General features: G+C 49.3%; 15 protein-coding genes and 1 pseudogene. 4 read left to right on the top strand and 12 right to left on the bottom strand.

The features are described 5' to 3' along the window. Positions 1 to 36 precede the first annotated feature (36 nt). The gene (locus MKY48_RS08910) at positions 37 to 900 is read left to right on the top strand and encodes an AraC family transcriptional regulator (protein ID WP_076320472.1); all 864 of its coding nucleotides are present in this window, start codon (positions 37 to 39) and stop codon (positions 898 to 900) included. Between the two features lie 137 nt (positions 901 to 1,037). Here the strand turns inward: MKY48_RS08910 and mgrA are convergent, their stop codons facing one another. The 3 genes from mgrA to MKY48_RS08895 form a co-directional block, all read right to left on the bottom strand. Next, positions 1,038 to 2,054, bottom strand: a complete 1,017-nt coding sequence (gene mgrA / locus MKY48_RS08905; RefSeq protein ID WP_076320471.1) for an L-glyceraldehyde 3-phosphate reductase — start codon at positions 2,052 to 2,054, stop codon at positions 1,038 to 1,040. Between the two features lie 123 nt (positions 2,055 to 2,177). Beyond that, complete coding sequence (locus MKY48_RS08900) at positions 2,178 to 2,930, bottom strand: NAD-dependent protein deacylase (RefSeq protein ID WP_339271798.1); 753 nt, start codon at positions 2,928 to 2,930, stop codon at positions 2,178 to 2,180. A gap of 37 nt (positions 2,931 to 2,967) precedes the next feature. Continuing rightward, a complete protein-coding gene (locus MKY48_RS08895; RefSeq protein WP_339292757.1) occupies positions 2,968 to 3,735 on the bottom strand; it encodes an HAD family hydrolase in 768 nt (255 codons plus the stop codon). Positions 3,736 to 3,944: 209 nt separating this feature from the next. Between MKY48_RS08895 and MKY48_RS08890 the strand changes: the two are divergent. After that, positions 3,945 to 4,184 (top strand): annotated as a pseudogene (locus tag MKY48_RS08890) (general stress protein); the annotation flags it as partial. 237 nt (positions 4,185 to 4,421) lie between these two features. Further along, positions 4,422 to 6,110 (top strand): dihydroxy-acid dehydratase, encoded by a 1,689-nt coding sequence (gene ilvD, locus MKY48_RS08885; RefSeq protein ID WP_076320468.1) that lies wholly within the window; start codon positions 4,422 to 4,424, stop codon positions 6,108 to 6,110. A 129-nt stretch (positions 6,111 to 6,239) separates the two neighbouring features. Here ilvD and MKY48_RS08880 read toward each other — a convergent pair whose 3' ends face one another. Next, positions 6,240 to 7,622, bottom strand: a complete 1,383-nt coding sequence (locus tag MKY48_RS08880; protein WP_339292756.1) for a polysaccharide deacetylase family protein — start codon at positions 7,620 to 7,622, stop codon at positions 6,240 to 6,242. A gap of 142 nt (positions 7,623 to 7,764) precedes the next feature. Here MKY48_RS08880 and MKY48_RS08875 point away from each other — a divergent pair, with 142 nt between their 5' ends. Next, positions 7,765 to 8,928 (top strand): AI-2E family transporter, encoded by a 1,164-nt coding sequence (locus MKY48_RS08875; protein WP_339292755.1) that lies wholly within the window; start codon positions 7,765 to 7,767, stop codon positions 8,926 to 8,928. Here the strand turns inward: MKY48_RS08875 and MKY48_RS08870 are convergent. The 8 genes from MKY48_RS08870 to ruvX all read right to left on the bottom strand — a co-directional run bounded on the left by MKY48_RS08870 (position 8,877) and on the right by ruvX (position 17,992). Further along, positions 8,877 to 10,667 (bottom strand): penicillin-binding protein 2, encoded by a 1,791-nt coding sequence (locus MKY48_RS08870; RefSeq protein WP_339292754.1) that lies wholly within the window; start codon positions 10,665 to 10,667, stop codon positions 8,877 to 8,879. The two genes, MKY48_RS08875 and MKY48_RS08870, sit on opposite strands and share 52 nt — an antisense overlap. Before the next feature lie 346 nt (positions 10,668 to 11,013). Then, positions 11,014 to 13,188, bottom strand: a complete 2,175-nt coding sequence (locus MKY48_RS08865) for a methyl-accepting chemotaxis protein (RefSeq protein ID WP_339271790.1) — start codon at positions 13,186 to 13,188, stop codon at positions 11,014 to 11,016. A 213-nt stretch (positions 13,189 to 13,401) separates the two neighbouring features. Then, positions 13,402 to 14,748, bottom strand: a complete 1,347-nt coding sequence (locus tag MKY48_RS08860; protein WP_339271788.1) for a U32 family peptidase — start codon at positions 14,746 to 14,748, stop codon at positions 13,402 to 13,404. 12 nt (positions 14,749 to 14,760) lie between these two features. Then, positions 14,761 to 15,693, bottom strand: coding sequence for a peptidase U32 family protein (locus MKY48_RS08855; RefSeq protein WP_339271786.1), 933 nt, complete (start codon positions 15,691 to 15,693; stop codon positions 14,761 to 14,763). Between the two features lie 116 nt (positions 15,694 to 15,809). After that, complete coding sequence (gene mltG / locus MKY48_RS08850) at positions 15,810 to 16,853, bottom strand: endolytic transglycosylase MltG (protein WP_339271785.1); 1,044 nt, start codon at positions 16,851 to 16,853, stop codon at positions 15,810 to 15,812. Between the two features lie 94 nt (positions 16,854 to 16,947). Then, positions 16,948 to 17,259, bottom strand: coding sequence for a DUF1292 domain-containing protein (locus MKY48_RS08845; RefSeq protein ID WP_179090578.1), 312 nt, complete (start codon positions 17,257 to 17,259; stop codon positions 16,948 to 16,950). After that, positions 17,259 to 17,561 (bottom strand): DUF1292 domain-containing protein, encoded by a 303-nt coding sequence (locus tag MKY48_RS08840; protein ID WP_076320459.1) that lies wholly within the window; start codon positions 17,559 to 17,561, stop codon positions 17,259 to 17,261. The genes MKY48_RS08845 and MKY48_RS08840 overlap by 1 nt, the downstream gene beginning before the upstream one ends. Positions 17,562 to 17,578: 17 nt before the next feature. Continuing rightward, on the bottom strand, positions 17,579 to 17,992 hold the full coding sequence (gene ruvX / locus MKY48_RS08835) for a Holliday junction resolvase RuvX (protein WP_215162246.1): 414 nt from the start codon (positions 17,990 to 17,992) through the stop codon (positions 17,579 to 17,581). Positions 17,993 to 17,994: the final 2 nt, after the last annotated feature.

Below are 17,994 nucleotides of genomic sequence, written 5' to 3'. Positions count from 1 at the left end.
TCCTCTTTTTCCCAAACTTATTGTAAAGGAAAATGAATGATGAAACCAACCTATTCTGTTGCTTCCAATCCTGCCCAGCAAGGCAGCGGTTCGCTCCACGTCCGATTCGCTGGTGAGAGCCAGACCCGGCCGGAGCATGCATTGGGGCCGAAAATATACGATCATTACTTATTGCATATCATCGAGTCGGGACATGGCGTATTTCGAACCGAAACCGACAGGTATCAACTCGGCCCCGGTGACTGTTTCCTTATCCATCCCGGTCAGATTGTCAGTTATGTATCCGATGCGAGCCAGCCCTGGCGTTATCGGTGGGTTGCCTTTGATGGAGAGCAAGCCGGCGAAGGCGTATCCCGTTCGGGACTCACACCCGAAAAGCCTGTCCTCCATCTCATGGAGAACAACCCGATTCCCGGCTATGTGTCCCTTATTCAAAGCCATTTTCAATCCAGGGAAGAAAGCTCCCATATTGCCGCCATCGGTTATCTGCATTTAATCTGGGCTGAGATCATGAATCGGAGTGACCGGCCATCCCGTTTAACACTGGCAGAACCGCAGGTTCAGCGCACGGTGAAGCAAATGATCAATTACATGGCTTCTCAGTACGCACATCCCGTCTCGATTGAACAAATGTGCGCTAGCCTAGGTTACAACCGCGCATACCTGTCGCGCATCTTCAAGCAGGAAACGGGCATGACTCCGATTACGTATCTGCTTAAATTAAGAATCGACCAATCCAAGCGGCTGCTGCGCGAACGCCCCGATTTGTCCATCGAGCAGGTTTCCGCATCCGTTGGACTCACCGATCCACTCTATTTCTCGCGTCAGTTCAAGCGTCTTGTCGGCCGATCCCCAACGCGGTACCGCAAGGATATCCTCTCATCATCCGCATTAACTTAACTTTAATGATATCGTCAGTCCGATATGTCTCAATGAAAAAAGGAGCGCCTGTCAGGTCCGTAATCATCCTGAGGCGCTCCATTCATGTATGTTGGAATCTATGTTATGTTCGGCATGCAATCATTAGTGGCAAATGATCATCCTTCTGCGGAAGAGGTGTTTTCCGTTTTCAGAATCGCTTCAATGCGATCCAGCTCTTCCTTCGAGAACTCCAGGTTGTTCAAGGCAGCTACATTGTCTTCGATCTGGCTCACCTTGCTTGCCCCGATCAGGGCAGATGTCACCCGGCCGCCGCGGAGGACCCAGGCGAGAGCAAATTGGGCGAGACTCTGGTTCCGCGCTTGAGCGATTTGGTTCAAGGCTCTGATCTTGCGCAGCGCTTCAGGCGTGATATTGCTCTCGTTCAAGAATACGGATGCGCTTGCGGCGCGTGAATCGCCAGGCACGCCGTTCAAATATTTGTTGGTCAATAGTCCTTGAGCAAGCGGAGTGAAGGCGATGCTTCCGACCCCGTTCTCTTCCAGGACATCGAGCAGTCCATTCTCCACCCAACGGTCCAGCATGGAGTAGCTTGGCTGATGGATGAGCAGCGGAGTTCCCAGGCTTTTCAGAATCGATATCGCTTCCCGCGTCTTCTCTGGCGAATAATTGGAGACTCCAACATAAAGCGCCTTGCCTGAACGAACAAGATGATCTAGCGCTACCATGGTTTCCTCAAGCGGCGTTTTTGGATCCATCCGATGATGATAGAAAATATCGACATAGTCCAGACCCATTCGTTTCAAGCTCTGATCGAGACTTGCTACCAGATATTTACGCGATCCAAAGTCACCATAAGGTCCAGGCCACATATAGTAGCCCGCTTTGGACGAAATGACGATTTCATCACGGTAAGCCTTAAGATCTCTTGAGAGAACTTTACCGAACGTCTCTTCGGCAGAGCCTGCAGGCGGTCCGTAATTGTTCGCCAGATCGAAGTGGGTTATGCCCAGATCGAAGGAGCGCGTAATCATATTACGCCCGTTTTCATACGTGTCGACACCACCGAAATTATGCCATAATCCAAGGGAGATCGCCGGAAGTTTCAATCCGGATCGCCCCACGCGGTTATACTTCATTCCTTCATAGCGGTCTTCGCTAGCCACATAGGTCACTTACAATCCCTGCCTCTCTAAGTGATAGGTCCATTGCTAAATTCCATCTTATCGTGTTTGGTCGTCCTTTGACAAGAAAACGATTACAGTTATAGGTGCAGCAGCACGCCGCCTCTGTCGCCGTTACGTGCTGATCAGCTTATCCACCTGCGTCATGACCTGACCGATCCGATCCGCAATCAAGAGGCCTGCCCGGTGATCGTAAGGGGTTGGGTCTGCATTCAGCAAGGCCACCTTGCTCCCATGAAAATAGGATATCAAACTCGCAGCAGGATGTACTGTCAGGGAAGTCCCGCCTATAATCAACAAATCCGCCGTCGATATTTCCTGGATCGAGCGCATGATGATGTTTTGGTCCAATTCCTCTTCATACAGCACGACATCCGGACGCACCAGTCCTCCGCAATCCTTGCAGCGCGGGACAATTTCCTTGATGTCCAGAATATCCTGCAGGCTGTAGAACCGGGAGCAATCCATGCAATAATTGCGGTGCACAGAGCCATGAAGCTCCAACACCTCAGAACATCCAGCGGTCTGATGCAAACCGTCGATATTTTGCGTGACCACCGCCTTCAGCTTACCGTCATGCTCCAGTCTCGACAATAGACGGTGACAGCCGTTCGGCTGCGCATGCGGGTGAAGCATCTTGCTCCGGTAAAAGTCGTAAAACACTTCCGGATGCTTCATAAAAAAAGTGTGGCTGAGCATGACCTCCGGCGGATACGGAGATTGGTGCTCGCTCTGGTATAGTCCGGCTGCCGAACGGAAGTCAGGAATCCCGCTCTCCGTGGAGGTACCGGCTCCCCCGAAAAAAACAATGTAGTCGCTCGCTTCGATCCATGTTGCCAACTGCTCGATCTTTTCCCTGTTCTCCACTCTTTTACACCTCCGTACAGCCCTTAAAATAACACGTCTACCTGTGCACGTCTAATTCATTATAATCGGATATGATAACATCGGCATCTGTCAGATGTACAGGTTCCCCCTCATCTGTCAATAAACCCACAGCCAGAGCGGCGCCTGCTTGCTTCGCCATTTGCATATCCGCGTTGCTGTCACCGATCACCACCGCTTCCTCGGGCATAATCCCAAGCAGGCGGCATGCGGTCTCCGTCATTTCAGGGTGCGGCTTGCCGTTTCGAACCTGATCTCTTCCCAAAATGGCCGTAAAGGAAGCGTGAAGCCCCATCCACTCCAGCTGTTCCTTGGCATTTGAGGTTTCATCCGAAGTAACCACGGCCATCTTCACGGAAGCCAAGCTGCACTTCTTCAGAAAATTCTCCAGCCCCGGCATCGGGAATGCCGGCTTCTGCTGACGAACTTCATACATGGCGTTTTTCGTAATTTGATGGACCTGCATAATCGCTTCGTTCCAGGGCATTCCTGCAGCGTACAGCTGCCAAGCCAATAGCCCGTTTGTCTCCTCCACGGTGCCCATGGCGAGCGGACCCTGAAGATCGTAACCCGAAACGCGCCCGCTTGCATCATGCTTTGTGCCCAGCACCTGCTCTTTCGGCAGCGTGAAGCCGGCTCCCATTAATTCCAGCCGTTCCTCCATGAACTTGAGCACATAATCGGTCCACCCTCCCCATAGCGCCATGAAATGGAGCAGCGTTCCGTCTTTATCAAACAATATCCCTTTGCAGGGAACGGTTCGTCCCTTCACTTGAACAAACGGCAATGTAAAAAACCTCCCTATCCTATTCTTGATCATACTCTTATTAAACCATGAAATAAACTCTGATTTAAACGGAATTAACGCTGGGACTCAGAAATCGATCCGAAATGGGAATTTTCCAATCTTTAGTCGAATGTTTTGATTCATGACAAATGAGCCGTGGTAAGTAACATATACGCATAGCAAATACGACGGTAAAGGAGTGATTTGTGATGGCAACAAGCAGCAATCGAAAGATGACCCGCGAAGAAGCAGGACGTCTTGGCGGCGAAGCGACCGCTAAAAAGCATAGCCGCGAATTCTACCAGGAAATCGGCAAAAAAGGCGGCAAAGCGACGTCCAAGAACCATAGCCGCGAGTTTTACCAGGAAATCGGTCAAAAGGGCGGCGAAGCCACCTCGCGGAATCATAATCGTGAATTTTATCAGGAAATTGGCCGCAAAGGCGGCAAGAAATAGCACCATCACTCAAATAGGAGCCTGTGCCCACCCTATGGGAACAGGCTCTTTGCATGCCATCACAACAGGCCTCTTTCCATCGCTTCCTATTAATATCATGTAGAAAAACCTACCTTTTTGTGATAGACTCATTTAAAACCTATTCGCTGTTTACAGGTACCCGGCTGCTTTGCCGGAAGACCGCGCTAAAGCGCAACAATTTTATAATAGATCTGGGGGGAAATCGACATCATGACAACCAAAAAAATGCGTTCAGACATGATCAAAAAAGGCTTTGACCGCGCGCCGCACCGCAGCCTTCTGCGTGCAGCAGGCGTTAAGGAAGAAGATTTCGGCAAACCGTTCATCGCCGTATGTAACTCTTACATCGACATCGTTCCGGGTCATGTGCATCTTCAGGAATTCGGTAAAATCGTGAAAGAAGCGATCCGTGAAGCCGGCGGCGTTCCGTTCGAATTCAACACCATCGGCGTGGATGACGGAATTGCCATGGGACATATCGGCATGCGCTACTCGCTGCCAAGCCGCGAGATCATAGCCGACTCCCTAGAAACTGTCGTATCCGCTCACTGGTTCGATGGTATGGTATGTATCCCGAACTGTGACAAAATCACGCCAGGCATGCTGATGGGTGCCCTGCGCGTCAACATCCCAACGGTGTTTGTCAGCGGCGGACCGATGAAAGCCGGCGTGGACAGCAAAGGCCGTAAATTGTCACTGACCTCCGTATTTGAAGGCGTCGGCGCTCACCAGGTTGGCAAAATCAATGATGATGAGCTCCTCGAATTGGAACAATTCGGTTGTCCAACCTGCGGATCCTGTTCCGGCATGTTCACCGCCAATTCCATGAACTGTCTCGCCGAAGCGCTGGGTCTGGCTCTGCCGGGCAACGGCACCATTCTTGCCATTGCCGAAGAGCGTAAAGAATTCGTTAAACAATCAGCCAAACAATTGATGGAGCTCGTAAAAATGGACCTTAAGCCGCGTGATATCGTAACCGTAGAAGCCATCGATAACGCGTTTGCGCTCGATATGGCCATGGGCGGCTCCACCAACACGGTGCTTCATACATTGGCTCTCGCTCAAGAAGCCGGTCTCGATTACCCGCTGGAGCGAATCAACGAAGTTGCTGACCGCGTTCCTCACATCTCCAAGCTGGCTCCAGCTTCGGATTACTTTATCGAGGATGTGCATTTGGCAGGCGGCGTAAGCGCGGTTCTGCACGAGCTTCTTAAGAAGCCTGGCGCATTGCACGGGGATCGCATCACCGTAACAGGCAAGACGCTAGCCGAGAACGTAGAGGGCTGCGAAATTCAGGATCAGAACGTTATCCATCCGATCGATTCCCCATATTCCGAGCGCGGTGGTCTCGCCGTACTGTATGGTAATCTGGCTCCTGAAGGTTCGATCATCAAAGTCGGTGCCGTTGATCCATCGGTTGGAGGATACCATAAAGGACCTGCCATCTGCTTTAACTCGCAAGATGAAGCGCTTAGCGGCATCGCCAACGGCAAGGTTAAAGAAGGCCATGTGGTTGTCATTCGTTATGAAGGGCCGAAGGGCGGACCTGGTATGCCAGAAATGCTGGCGCCGACTTCACAGATCGCAGGTATGGGGCTTGGGGCCAAAGTCGGTCTGATCACAGACGGACGCTTCTCCGGCGCATCCCGCGGTATCAGTATCGGACATATCTCGCCGGAAGCGGCAGAAGGCGGACCTATCGCTTTCGTTGAAGACGGAGATATCATCGAGCTTGACCTGAATAACCGGACGATTCAATTGCTGGGCGTTTCCGATGAGGAAATGGCTGTACGCCGCAGCAAATGGGTTGACTTCGAACCGAAAGTGAAGACTGGTTATCTCGCTCGTTACTCGAAGCTTGTTACGAACGCCAGCTCAGGCGGCGTATTGAAAATCTAATTCAAACAAAGCAAAGGGGTTATCCCTCGCAGGCATTGGTAAGCCTGCAGGGATAACCCCTTTTTTAAATCCAAATTCCATCTGAGAGATGATCCATACATAATGACAGTAAACAATCGGTTCGATGAATTACATACCCTGCGATGCACTGGCAACGGCCATGTCACCCACATGTTCTTGTTGTATTTCCTGCTGCTCCTCGGATGGAGGCTGGGCCTGATTCTTCTTCTCAGCATAACGGCCAATCAGCACATCCACCGGCATCATGAGCATTCTCGGCTCCATGATCTGACTGCCCTCTTTAAGACGGGCCTGCCCTTTCGGATGAATGACGCTAAGCAGCAGTTTCAGATACAGTCTGGACGAGCTTGCAAACAGTCCCCGCGGTAAATCCATGACATGAAATCCGAATTGCTCCGGTCCCCGTGAAATCATGGTAACAGCATACAAACCCTTGATATCCTTGTACTCAGGCCGTTCCAGCACCATATTAGCCAGAGAAGGCAGGTCTTTTTGCACGGCACGAATCATTTTGATGGCGAGCTGTACTTCCGAACGGGAGCGGCTGCCGATCTCAAACAATTTTTTGTTATCAAAATGAAGTTCTAGCACCTGGTCTCCCTTTTCAAGTCGGCTGCCATCTTCCATCACGACCGTTTTACCGGTAAAAGCACGCTTCCGGAAATGCAGCATCGGATCTGCCGGAGTAACCGTTTCGAGCGCAAACACCGCATGAAATCCTTTTTCCCAGAGAAGCCACAACGAGACGATCATACGCTTGAGAGGAGACAGCTTCTTCGTTTTCACTTTGCTTTCCTTCGCTATCATGTCGTCGATTCGGACGCTGCTCATTCCCTTCTGCTCTGCGACTTTCAGAACACGTTCCAATGCGATCAGCATTTGCTCCGGTGCATCGGGGTTCGCCCCCACCGTCGTGCCGCAGTCATGAAGGAGCATAACCTCGCCACCGTTAAGCTTGGCAAGCATTCGCTGAGTCAGCTTGTCAGCGCCAATCTTGCTCCGCCAATCATTAAACATCGACGACCATAGGATAATGCGGCAGCCGGTATTCTTGGCAAAATCGAATAAATTCACGATTCCCCACGGCGGTCTGTAATAACTCGAGCGCTCACCGGTGATGGAATAAATAATATCATCCGTGCGCTTGACCTGATTACGGACGGTGACCGGCCGCATGAACCAATTGCTCTTGTGAACATAGTTATGAATCCCGATCAGATGACCTTCACTATGAATGCGTTTTACAACTTCTGGATGCTTCTCGGCATGAGAACCCACCAGGAAAAACGTTGCCTTCATATTATGCTGCTTCAAGAGATCCAGCAGTCTTGGTGTATAGACGGGATCAGGACCATCATCAAAGGTTAAGGCGAAGTCGTTCGAGCCTGCTCCCCTGCGAAATACTCGGAATCCAAATATCCGGGTCAAGATGCCGGGAATAAATGCATAAAAAGATGAAAGGTAAAACAACCATAGCAGTAATGTTTGCATGCTAACTCCCCGCTTTTTATTTCTTTTTCTAAAGAACCCACTATTATTATTTTAGCATAGCACTTAAAGAAATAGGCTTTTTTTTCACAAATCGTGTACAATGATATCAATTAATATAGTATAAAGGAGCCGATATCCCACTATGCTTCCCTTGTATAAAAAATATTGGAGAACCGCCTTCGATATAGGTTTAATCGTGCTTACGGTTTACCTGATCATGTTCATATTCAGCAAGCTGTACCAAATTGCGGCTCCGGTGTTTTTATCTTTCCTCGTTTTCCTGATTATCGAGCCTTTCTCCAAATTCTTGCACCGCAGGGGGCTGCCAAAACCATTTGCCGCCGCGATATCCGTTCTGCTCTTCCTGCTGGTCATCCTAGGCATCCTGTTCGGAGCCGGAGCGCTAATCGTATCGCAGTTCATGAACTTGCAGGATAATTTGCCAGGTTACACCAAAACGATCCAGAGACATTTTTCAGAGAGCCTGAATTTCCTCCAAACCAAGCTCAACGCGCTGCCACCCGATCTGACAGACCGTCTGAACGGTTATTTCCAGGACATCACCACTTTTGCCCAGGGTGCTGCCGAATCGTTCTTCCATTATGTCATTGGGTTTATGGGGTCGTTCTCCTCGTTCATCGCGAATTTCGGGGTTGCGATCATCCTTGCTTTCTTCCTGAGCATTGAGATCGGCAGCTGGCGGAGAATCGCCAAAGACAAAACGCCGAAGACCGTCAAGACGGCTTTTCTTTTCCTCAAAGAAAATGTATTCAAGGCGATTGGCTCGTATTTAAAAGCTCAGATGAAGCTGGTCAGCATTACCTTTGTCATTGTATACATAGGACTTCTGATCTTAGGTACGGGAAATTCCCTGTCCGTTGCGCTCATCTGCGCTGTGTTCGATGTACTGCCGCTGCTCGGTGTTCCCGTTATTCTTATTCCGTGGATTACCTATTTGTTCATCGTCGGCAACACTGGGCTTGCCATTGGCTTGATCGTACTGCTTGCCGTAGTTGTCATTTCCAGACAGCTGCTTGAACCAAAAATTACAGGAAACTCGATCGGCGTATCCTCAGCATTTCTGATGTTGTCCTTTATGATGATCTCGCTGTCCATTTTTGGAGTTGCCGGTTTGATTCTGGCTCCTATCCTTCTGATTCTCATCAAGGAACTGCTTACCCAGGGATATCTGAAGCAGTGGATCCGGCTGCCGAGCGAAGAATTCGAGGTTTCCCCTTGGGACATGTCCCGCTCTTATGCAGAGCCGGAGGCCGATTCAACCGAAGCCAAGAAATCGGAAACCTGACCAAATATGTCGGTTGCCTGATTGCTGCTGATCGGGCTTCGATTCTCAACCAATACAGCCACGGCATAACGTGGCTTCTCCACTGGGCCGTACCCGACAAACCACTGGTTGTTTCGGGCACGGCCTTTTATGGTTACCTGCGCCGTTCCGGATTTACCGGCAAGAGTCCATTTGCGATTTTTTAATGAGCTGCCTGTTCCCTCTTCGACGACATCCTCCATCCACTCGAGTAGGATGGAAGAGGTTTCCCGGGAAATACTCCTTCCAGATATCCGCTCCTTTAGTGGATCCGTATCCTGGAGCAGCTGGCCGTTAGCATACCGGATCTGCTGCAAAATACGGGGCTTGGTCTTCACCCCGCCATGAAGAAGCGTGACCATCGCATTGGCTGCTTGCAGCGGGGATACGGCAGCGTCCCTTTGGCCTATGCCTGTCTGGACCCTAACACCTGCATCAGAGGTGTCCACAGAGTTGGAAAAAACCGTGCCCTTCTCTTCATGATCCAATGGCGCAAAGGAACGAAGCCCTAAAAACTGCCGGGATTTCCAGCCTACCGTTTGCCCGAAGCCCAGCGCGGAGGCCGCCTCCGCCATTTGCTGAGCTGACAGTCTCTCCGCTAGAGTAGCAAATACGACGTTGCATGACTCCGCGAAGCCTTCGCGAAGATCAATCGTTCCATGCCCTCCCTTTTTCCAGCAGGACATTCCGAACTTACCGTATTCGCCATCACAATGGAAATGTTCGCTTTCAGAGCTTAAACCATTCTCAAGTATGGCCGCGGCCGTGACTAGCTTGAAGATGGAACCTGGCGTGGCTGCTTTCAATCCGCGATTCTCCCACTGGCCATCCTTCGGGTGAATCTGCTCCGGATTATAGAATGGCCTGGAGACCATAGCCACGATATCCGCGTTTCGAGCGTCCAGCACAACAACCGCCCCTTCTTTCATGCCCGCTTTCTCCGTTATGGCCTCAATCCCTCGTTGGATATCAATATCAATCGTGGTGGATACCCTTAACGGATAGTACCGATTATCAGGCGCCTTCACCATCGGCTTAATATCCTGAATGACCTCATTGGTGCTGTTAACCGGAAAATAGACGATGGTCGGCCCTTCCCCACGTATCAACGAATCCATCGTTTTCTCTAATCCACTGGTTCCGGTAACCTCCGGATCATCGTCAAAGAACAGGCTTTCCTTACGCTGACCTGACACAAAACCAAGCCACTGCATTCCCGATTGGCGATTGCCGTACCGCTGCTCATAAGGAAGAACCTTAAGTTTGGGAAGATCAAGCTCTTGAATCTGCACAATCTGATCTTTGGTTAAGGATCGAGGAATGAGCGAATTATCTCCATGCCACAATTCAGGCTCCTTTAGCTTGCCCCAGGTCTGTATCAAATGATCCTTATTTGTTCCCAGTATACGTGCCAGCTTCACTAACTGATTATGGGAGCTCTTCAGTTCCTTCTCGCCTGCAGGAAACAACACGGCTGCCCAGATGAGCTTGCCCGTGAGCGGTTTTCCGTTCCGATCCGTAAAATGTCCGCGACCGGAATCCAGCACAATGCCTCGCTCCCTCTGTATGAGCGATGCCTCTACCATCGTATGTCGGCTGCCGGGAACCCGCTGATGCTTCATCACAAGCTGTACCCATGCAAGACGCAGCGTCAAAACGGCGATCAATAGCGTCAGTATCAGCCATCCGTATGCAATTCGCTTATTTCGGATTAGCCTCATGTCTTGCTCCTCCAATATGGTCTATGTCTCATCATTATTTCCATATGGAGCCTGACTCAATCATGTTCACTTCTCTACAAAAATGAGCTCTCCAGAAATCTTGGCATTTTTTCCAAAATCCCATCTCCTCTGAAAGTTATTTTTATCCGATATCGAAAAAAAGCCCCACAAAGTGGAGTCTATGCTTCGTTCCTTATTCCAAATACTTTGCGGGGAGCCCCAAAACCTATAAATGCGAATACAGAATGGCTTTCGCTCCACTGAAAACTTATAAATTCTGTAATCTGAAAAAGGCTGCCCCATCAGCTTAAACTGATGGAACAGCCTTTGAATTATATATTCAATCTTACAGTCTAAAACGGGACAAAGTCTCTTTCAGCTCATTCGATACATTCTCCAGCTGCGATGATAGATTTACCAGCTGACTGCTGACGCTTTGCTGCTCTGTGGAGAGGGAAGCCACCTCTTCCGAAGTTGCAGAGGATTCTTCGGCTACCGCACTCACATTACTCATCGCTTCCGAAAGTACATTCTGAGATTCATTCAGTTCATCAATCGAATGCGTTACCGAATCCAAGGACTCAATAAAGTCGACCATCTGCTGCTGAACGGATACGAAGATATCGTTCGTTTCCTTAACAGCATCCATCTGACCCTTGAAGAGTGGATTCGCGTCCAGCAATACCTGCACGGTTTCATTCATCTCGGTCATGATGCGATCTGTAATCTGGCTGACCATATCGATGGACTGCCTGGATTGGTCTGCCAACTGGCGAATTTCATCGGCCACGACCATAAAGCCTTTACCAGCCGCCCCAGCACGGGCCGCTTCGATGGTTGCATTCAATGAGAGGATGTTCGTTTGCTTCGTAATGTTCTGAAGGACGTCAAGCACTTTGACAACCGATGAAGTCGTCTCCTTCAAGCCATCGACCTTATGCATCATCGAGCGGGTCATATCTTCGGTCTGATGGGTCTTATCCAGCAAGTCACTCAAATGCTTCGTTCCAAGCTCACTCGCGCTTTCCACGTGACGGGCCGATTTGCCCATCTCTTCGTTGGCGGAAACGACAATTTGCATCTGCTTCGAGATGTTGTTGGTCAGATCGCTGCCGCGTTCGGCTTCAACCGCCAGACTGCTGGCACCGTTGGCAATTTCCTCGGTAGCTACGGCAATTTCTTTGGCGGAAATAGCCGTCTTCTTCGAGGCATCGCTTAACTCGGTAGCCGTTCTAAGCACTTCCTGAGCGGTATTGCTCGTTTGCTGAACGAGTCCGGTAATCTGCTCCATCATATCGTTAAAGCTTGCGGAGAGCTGACCGATTTCGTCTTGGCTCTTATGATCTGTACGAACATTCAAATTGCCTTTGGCGCCTTCCTTCATCAACAGGTTAAGCTTGCCTAATGGACGGGCAATCATTCTTACCATCCAAATCCCGATCAGAATGGCAAAAATAACGTCGATGGCAGCCACGATAAGCGTGATGACCAGGATGCTTGACGCATCCTTCGTGAGCTCGCTGGTTTGGACAGAACCTACGAGTTTCCAATCGTTCGTGCTGAGCGTATTGTACACCGCCAGAACCTGACTTCCGTTCTCATCCTTGGTTCTTACGTTATCCGTTCTGGAGTCCTCCGGAAACTCCTTCGCAAACGTCCAGGCGGTTTCCGAACCCACAATAGATGACTCGCTGGAAGAGACAACGATGCCTTCCGGACTGATCAATTGCAGTTGGCCGTTCTCGCCCAGGTTGATTCCCTTCAGCTGCGTATCCAGTACCGAGGCGTTAAGTTCAAACATAACGACATACGTTGAATTCAGATCATTCATAGACCCCAAAGAACGGGCAATCGTGAAATATGGAGCTCCGCTGTTCTGCATCGTTGGCAGCCATATTATCTTCTTGTTGCCTTCCTTCAGTTCGGCATACCAGCTTTGCTCAAGGACGGTTTTCGAAGATTCCGAGGTTTGACCTGCCGATATGATCTTCTCTCCCTTGGTAGGAATCAGATAAATGGCTCTGATCGACGAATCCGATGTAATCTGATTGGATAGTTTATCGCGAATGCTGCGCTCCACCGTAAACGAATCGTAATCGCTTAACTTTTTATCCGTGTATTCAGACAATAACTTCTGCAATTCAATGTCATAGAAGATTGATCTACCGGCATTCTCATACTTCTCCAGAATGATGTCGATTTTCTCAGAGGTTTGAATGATCGTCTGCTGATTGCCGTTCGCAGCATTCTTCTCAATCGTGCTCTTCGCCTTATCGTACGACAGATACCCCAAGACGATAACAAAAAATACAATAGCTGACAAAAAGATCAGGAACAACCGAATTCCGACGGATTTCGCCGGGTTCATCGGCATCCGGCTTATAGCCGTTCCCACGGTTGAAAAGAACGACTTGGCAGTATGTATCCCTGTTGATGCCGAAGGTTTTTCCTTTTTCTCTTTAATTCCTCCGGGCTTCTTGTTCTTTTTCGGCTTCTTATCATGCTGCTCAACTTCTGACATTAGCTGTTCACCTACCACAATCATATTATTAATACGTCGGTCCAATCCCTTGAAACGTATTCGTTACTCTTTATTTCGACAATTGGAGGTGTTTTCCTTTGGGTTTTCGCAAAAAAATAATTCTTAATCCCTAATTTTTTTACAAATAAAAAGAATCCAAGGTCCATCCACAGACCCGGATTCTCAATTGTGTAGTTCTAAGTGACTATATTTTTATTTTCCTTTGCGTTTTCTCATCATATCAAAATGACGCACCGGCTGGTCCACCTTCATGCGAATAAGCTGCAAAGGATGGCGAGCTGCATCAAGTTCATTGCCATTCTCATCCCTAATAGGACCAACTGACTGCTTAAAGAAGGTTCCTTCCGGTCCAAAAAACTCGATTTCATCCCCAGGCTTAAAGTGGTTTCGCTGCTGAATGACGGCCGTTCCCGATTTCTCATCATACTCCATCACCAAGCCGGCGAAGTCATAAGGAACCGCCTTCTCTTCCGGTTCATAGATATGATCCTCATGATCCGGTGTATCATAGAAAAATCCGGTATTCAGCGGTCGATTGGCCGCTTTATTAATTTCCTCGATCCATTCCGGCTTCAATACATAATGCTCAGGGTCAGCCATATAGGAATCAATCGCCTGTCTATAAACATTGACCACAGTCGCTACGTAATGGATCGATTTCATCCGTCCTTCAATCTTGAAGCTGTCGATTCCCACCTCAATCAGATCCGGAATATGCTCGAGCATACAGAGATCCTTCGACCCCATCGTAAACTGGTTGTCTTCCGGCTGGAACAGCGGGATCTGCGTAACGCCCGGTTTGAATGGGGACGGAGCAGGGGCCGGCTGTTCTATCAACTGCTGCTCTTCCGATACCCACTGGCCTTGATCTTCTCTTCCATCCACAAACAAATCGTATTTCCAGCGGCAGGATTGGCAGCATCCGCCCCGATTGGAATCACGATCCGTAAAATGATTGGATAACACGCAGCGACCGGAGAACGAGGAGCACATCGCGCCATGGATAAAGGCCTCGATCTCAATGTCGACATGTTCTTTAATCGCTGCGATCTCCTCCAGGCTCGCCTCGCGTCCCAGTACAACCCGCGGCAATCCTTCGTCCTTCCAGAACTTCACGGCCTGCCAATTCAATGTGGATTGCTGTGTGCTCAGATGAACTTCGAGCTTGGGTGCAGCACGTTTGGCCACCTCAATAATAGCCGGATCTGCAGCGATGATTGCCGCAATGCCGGCTTCCTCCAAACTTCGCAGGTAGGTTTCAATTCCCTCAATGTCCTCATTATGCGCATATATGTTGGTTGCTACAAATACTTTAGCGCCGTATTTCTTGGCGAACTCCACGCCCTCTTTCATTTCTTCAAAGCTGAAGTTGTCCGCATTGGAACGAAGGCCGTATTTCTGACCCCCAATATATACCGCATCGGCGCCATAATGCACCGCAAATTTCAATTTTTCCAAATTACCAGCCGGGGCGAGCAATTCCGGCTTGTCCAGGCGATAGCGTCTGCCCTTATACTTTGGCTGTGCCATTGCTTCCATGCTGTCCACTCCTTAATAAACTTGTTCCTTATAGAAAAATCCAAATGACAATTCACGTTCCGGATCCTGAATAGCGCGGATTCCGTCCATCCACTCTTCCTGAAATGCATAAGTTGAAGCATCTGCAGCATATCGATCAATCGCTTGGCGATAAGTTCGAATGACCAGCTCATTGTAATGCCGCGGCTTCAGCAGCGTCTCTACCTTAAAGCTGTCAATGCCTGCTGCCATTAAGAGATGCAGATCCTCCAGAATGCAAATATCCTCCGAACTCATAATATGGGTTCCGTTGATATCCTCATAGATCGGATACTTCTCTTCTTGACGCTCAGCTTCAATGAGAAACAAACCGCGCTCCTTGCCAAGGCTGCCCTCATTCACGGGCCTGCCCTGCTGCTGCATATAGCTGTTGACCAGGCGTCTCTTGGAATGATAGATGTTTGTCATGCCATGAACCTGAACCTGTGCTTCCAGCTGAAGCTGAGGCTTCATGTCGGTTACCTCATCCATATTTAATTCACGCGCAAGAATAACCCGGGATGCGCCTTTGCTTCCCCAATAATTGGCCGTTGAGTAGTTGGTGGCGGTCATTTCTGCATTCCAATGAAGTTTTACCTGTGGAGCCAACTCTTTTACGGTAGTGAGCACCGATGGATCATTAAATTCCACCGCGTCTACTTCGATCTCTCCCAGTGCCTTAACATAGGCTGGAAGCTCCGGCAGCAAATCATTCGTCATCAAATTGTTCAAGCTTACGTATACTTTACTTCCTCGCTCATGAGCAAGCTGTACGACTTGAGTTATTTCGTCCAATGTCAGACTGCCGGGCAATCTCATGCCGAATCGATCTTCGCCGACGAGCAGTGCATCGGCTCCCGCTTCCAGATAAGCAGCGGCATCAGCCACGGACCCGGCTGCCGCCAATAATTCAGATTTGATACTCATTTAAAAATTCCTCCCTACTTAGAGGGTGTTCAACAAGACTCTTCTGAGTACGAAACTAGGATCTGTTCCTTGTCAGCAGCGTATCAGGGGGAAATGCTAAACACGTAATATTATTATTATTGTTGTGCCATCTTCTTGCTGGTCTCGATATTCTTCAAATGCTCTTTATACGTTTTGGCAAACAAATGCTCTTGTGTACCGTCTTTCTTTGTCACATAGAACAAATATTCGGATTTCTCCGGATTCAGGGCAGCCTGAATAGATTTCAGGCTCGGGCTTGAGATGGGCCCAGGCGGCAAACCCTTTTGACGATAAGTGTTATACGGGCTCTCAACCTCCAGATCGGCATAAAGCAGTCGTTCCTTCGGTTTATCTAACAGATATTGAACGGTGGCATCGATTTCCAGCCTCATATCCTCTTCCAATCGATTATAAATAACGCCGGCCACCAGGGCACGCTCCTGATCTGCAACCACTTCCCGCTCAACTAGTGAAGCGATGGTCATGAGTTCATGGAATGTCACGCCGCGAGCCTTTAACTGATTCTCCCAACCCGGAATTTCAGCCAAACGTTTCTCCGTTTCTTTCAGCATGGTTTCTACAATGCCTGTTGCCGTGATATCCTTTTTCGGTAACTCATAGGTCGCAGGGAACAGGTATCCCTCGAGGTGATGCCTGAGGTCTGCTTCTTGGGGAATTTCTTCTGCAATCGGAACATCCCAGCCGGCAGTCTGATCCACAACCTTCAGAAATTCCTGCTCATCGATTCCGCTCTCGTGAGCGATCGTCTCCGCCATCTGAAGGATCGTATATCCCTCAGGGATCGTGAAACGAACCATCTCCTCGGGCTTCACTTCGCCTTTGTTCATCTTCGATAATAGTTCCTTGAACGGAGTGCCTGGAGTTGCCTCATAGGTTCCTGCCATCAGACGGCTTCCTTCCCCGCTAAGCTTTAAATAGCCTTTAAGTATAAGGGCGTTCTTGATCAATCCCTTTTCCTCCAGCAGATCGGCGATAGAGGACGTGCTCATGCCGGACTCCACGGTGAATTCGACAGGAGTTTCCGAGCTGTGAACGGGCTGTAAACCATTCCATACGTAGAATACGGCCCCACCCGCAACTAGGATCAGGACCAATACTGCTATTGCCAGTTTCTTCAATCTACTCATCCCTTCACACCAAAAGGGGCGGACAGCTCCGCCCCTTCCTGAACTTTCATTTGAAAATTAAGCATGTGCTCCTGTAGGAGGGAACTTAATCCTCGTCACCTTCGGGAAACGTCAGCTCATCATAGAGCTCCGACACATTCTCCCATTCCTCGTCGTCATCAATGGTTGCCAGCTGCAATCCGCCGTCCTCACCCTTGACGATACGAAGCACCTCGTACTCCTCATCGGTTCGATCCGGCTGAACCAGAATGGCATACCCTTGACCATCCACTTCAAATTCGGCGGCAATATCATAAACCTCGATATGGCCTTTTTCGTCCTCAAGCTCTACACTCTCACCGAATGCTTCCTTAAGTACTTGGGTCCATACGATATTCTCAACCGAAAAATCAGACATCATTCGTCTCTCCCGTCCAGCTCTTCCACGAGCGTATTGAAGGTTTCTTCAACAATGGCCCATTCTTCGTCATCTTCAATCATAAACAATTTCAAGTCTTCTCCGTCTTCCTCATAACGGAAGGCGTAGACCTCGTCTGTCTCTTCGTCGGCAGACTCCCTTGGTACGACCATCATATATTTAGCATCCGAGCCATCCACTTCGAATTTCATGATGACTTCGAATTCTTCCTCGTTGCCTTCATCGTCGGGAATATAAATAATTTCCGGTTCTTCTTCCATACCAATATGCTCATTAGCCATTGTAATCACCCTCACCTTTACCTTTTAGAATCCAAGTAGTTTTGCAAAATCAAGCTTGCCGCCATTTTATCTACAACCTGTTTTCGCTTCTTTCGGCTGACATCGGCTTCAAGCAATGTCCTTTCAGCGGATACTGTTGATAGCCGTTCATCCCAAAGGTGAACGGGTAAGGATAGGGATTCTCGCAATGTACTTGCGAATTCCATGCAGATTTCGCCCCGCGGACCAATCGTGCCGTTCATATTTTTAGGCAAGCCGACCACAATCTCACCGACCTCGTTGTCTTTGACGAGTGTGGCAATTCTGTCCAGTTCGCCTTCATCACGGCGGCGCTCGATAACTTCAACCCCTTGGGCCGTCCATCCGAACACGTCGCTTATGGCAACACCGATTCTGCGGTCCCCGTAATCTAATCCCATGATCTTCTTCATCC

The organism is Paenibacillus sp. FSL W8-0187, assembly GCF_037969755.1.
GTDB lineage: Bacteria > Bacillota > Bacilli > Paenibacillales > Paenibacillaceae > Paenibacillus_AQ.
This window is presented reverse-complemented; position numbering and strand designations above follow the sequence as displayed.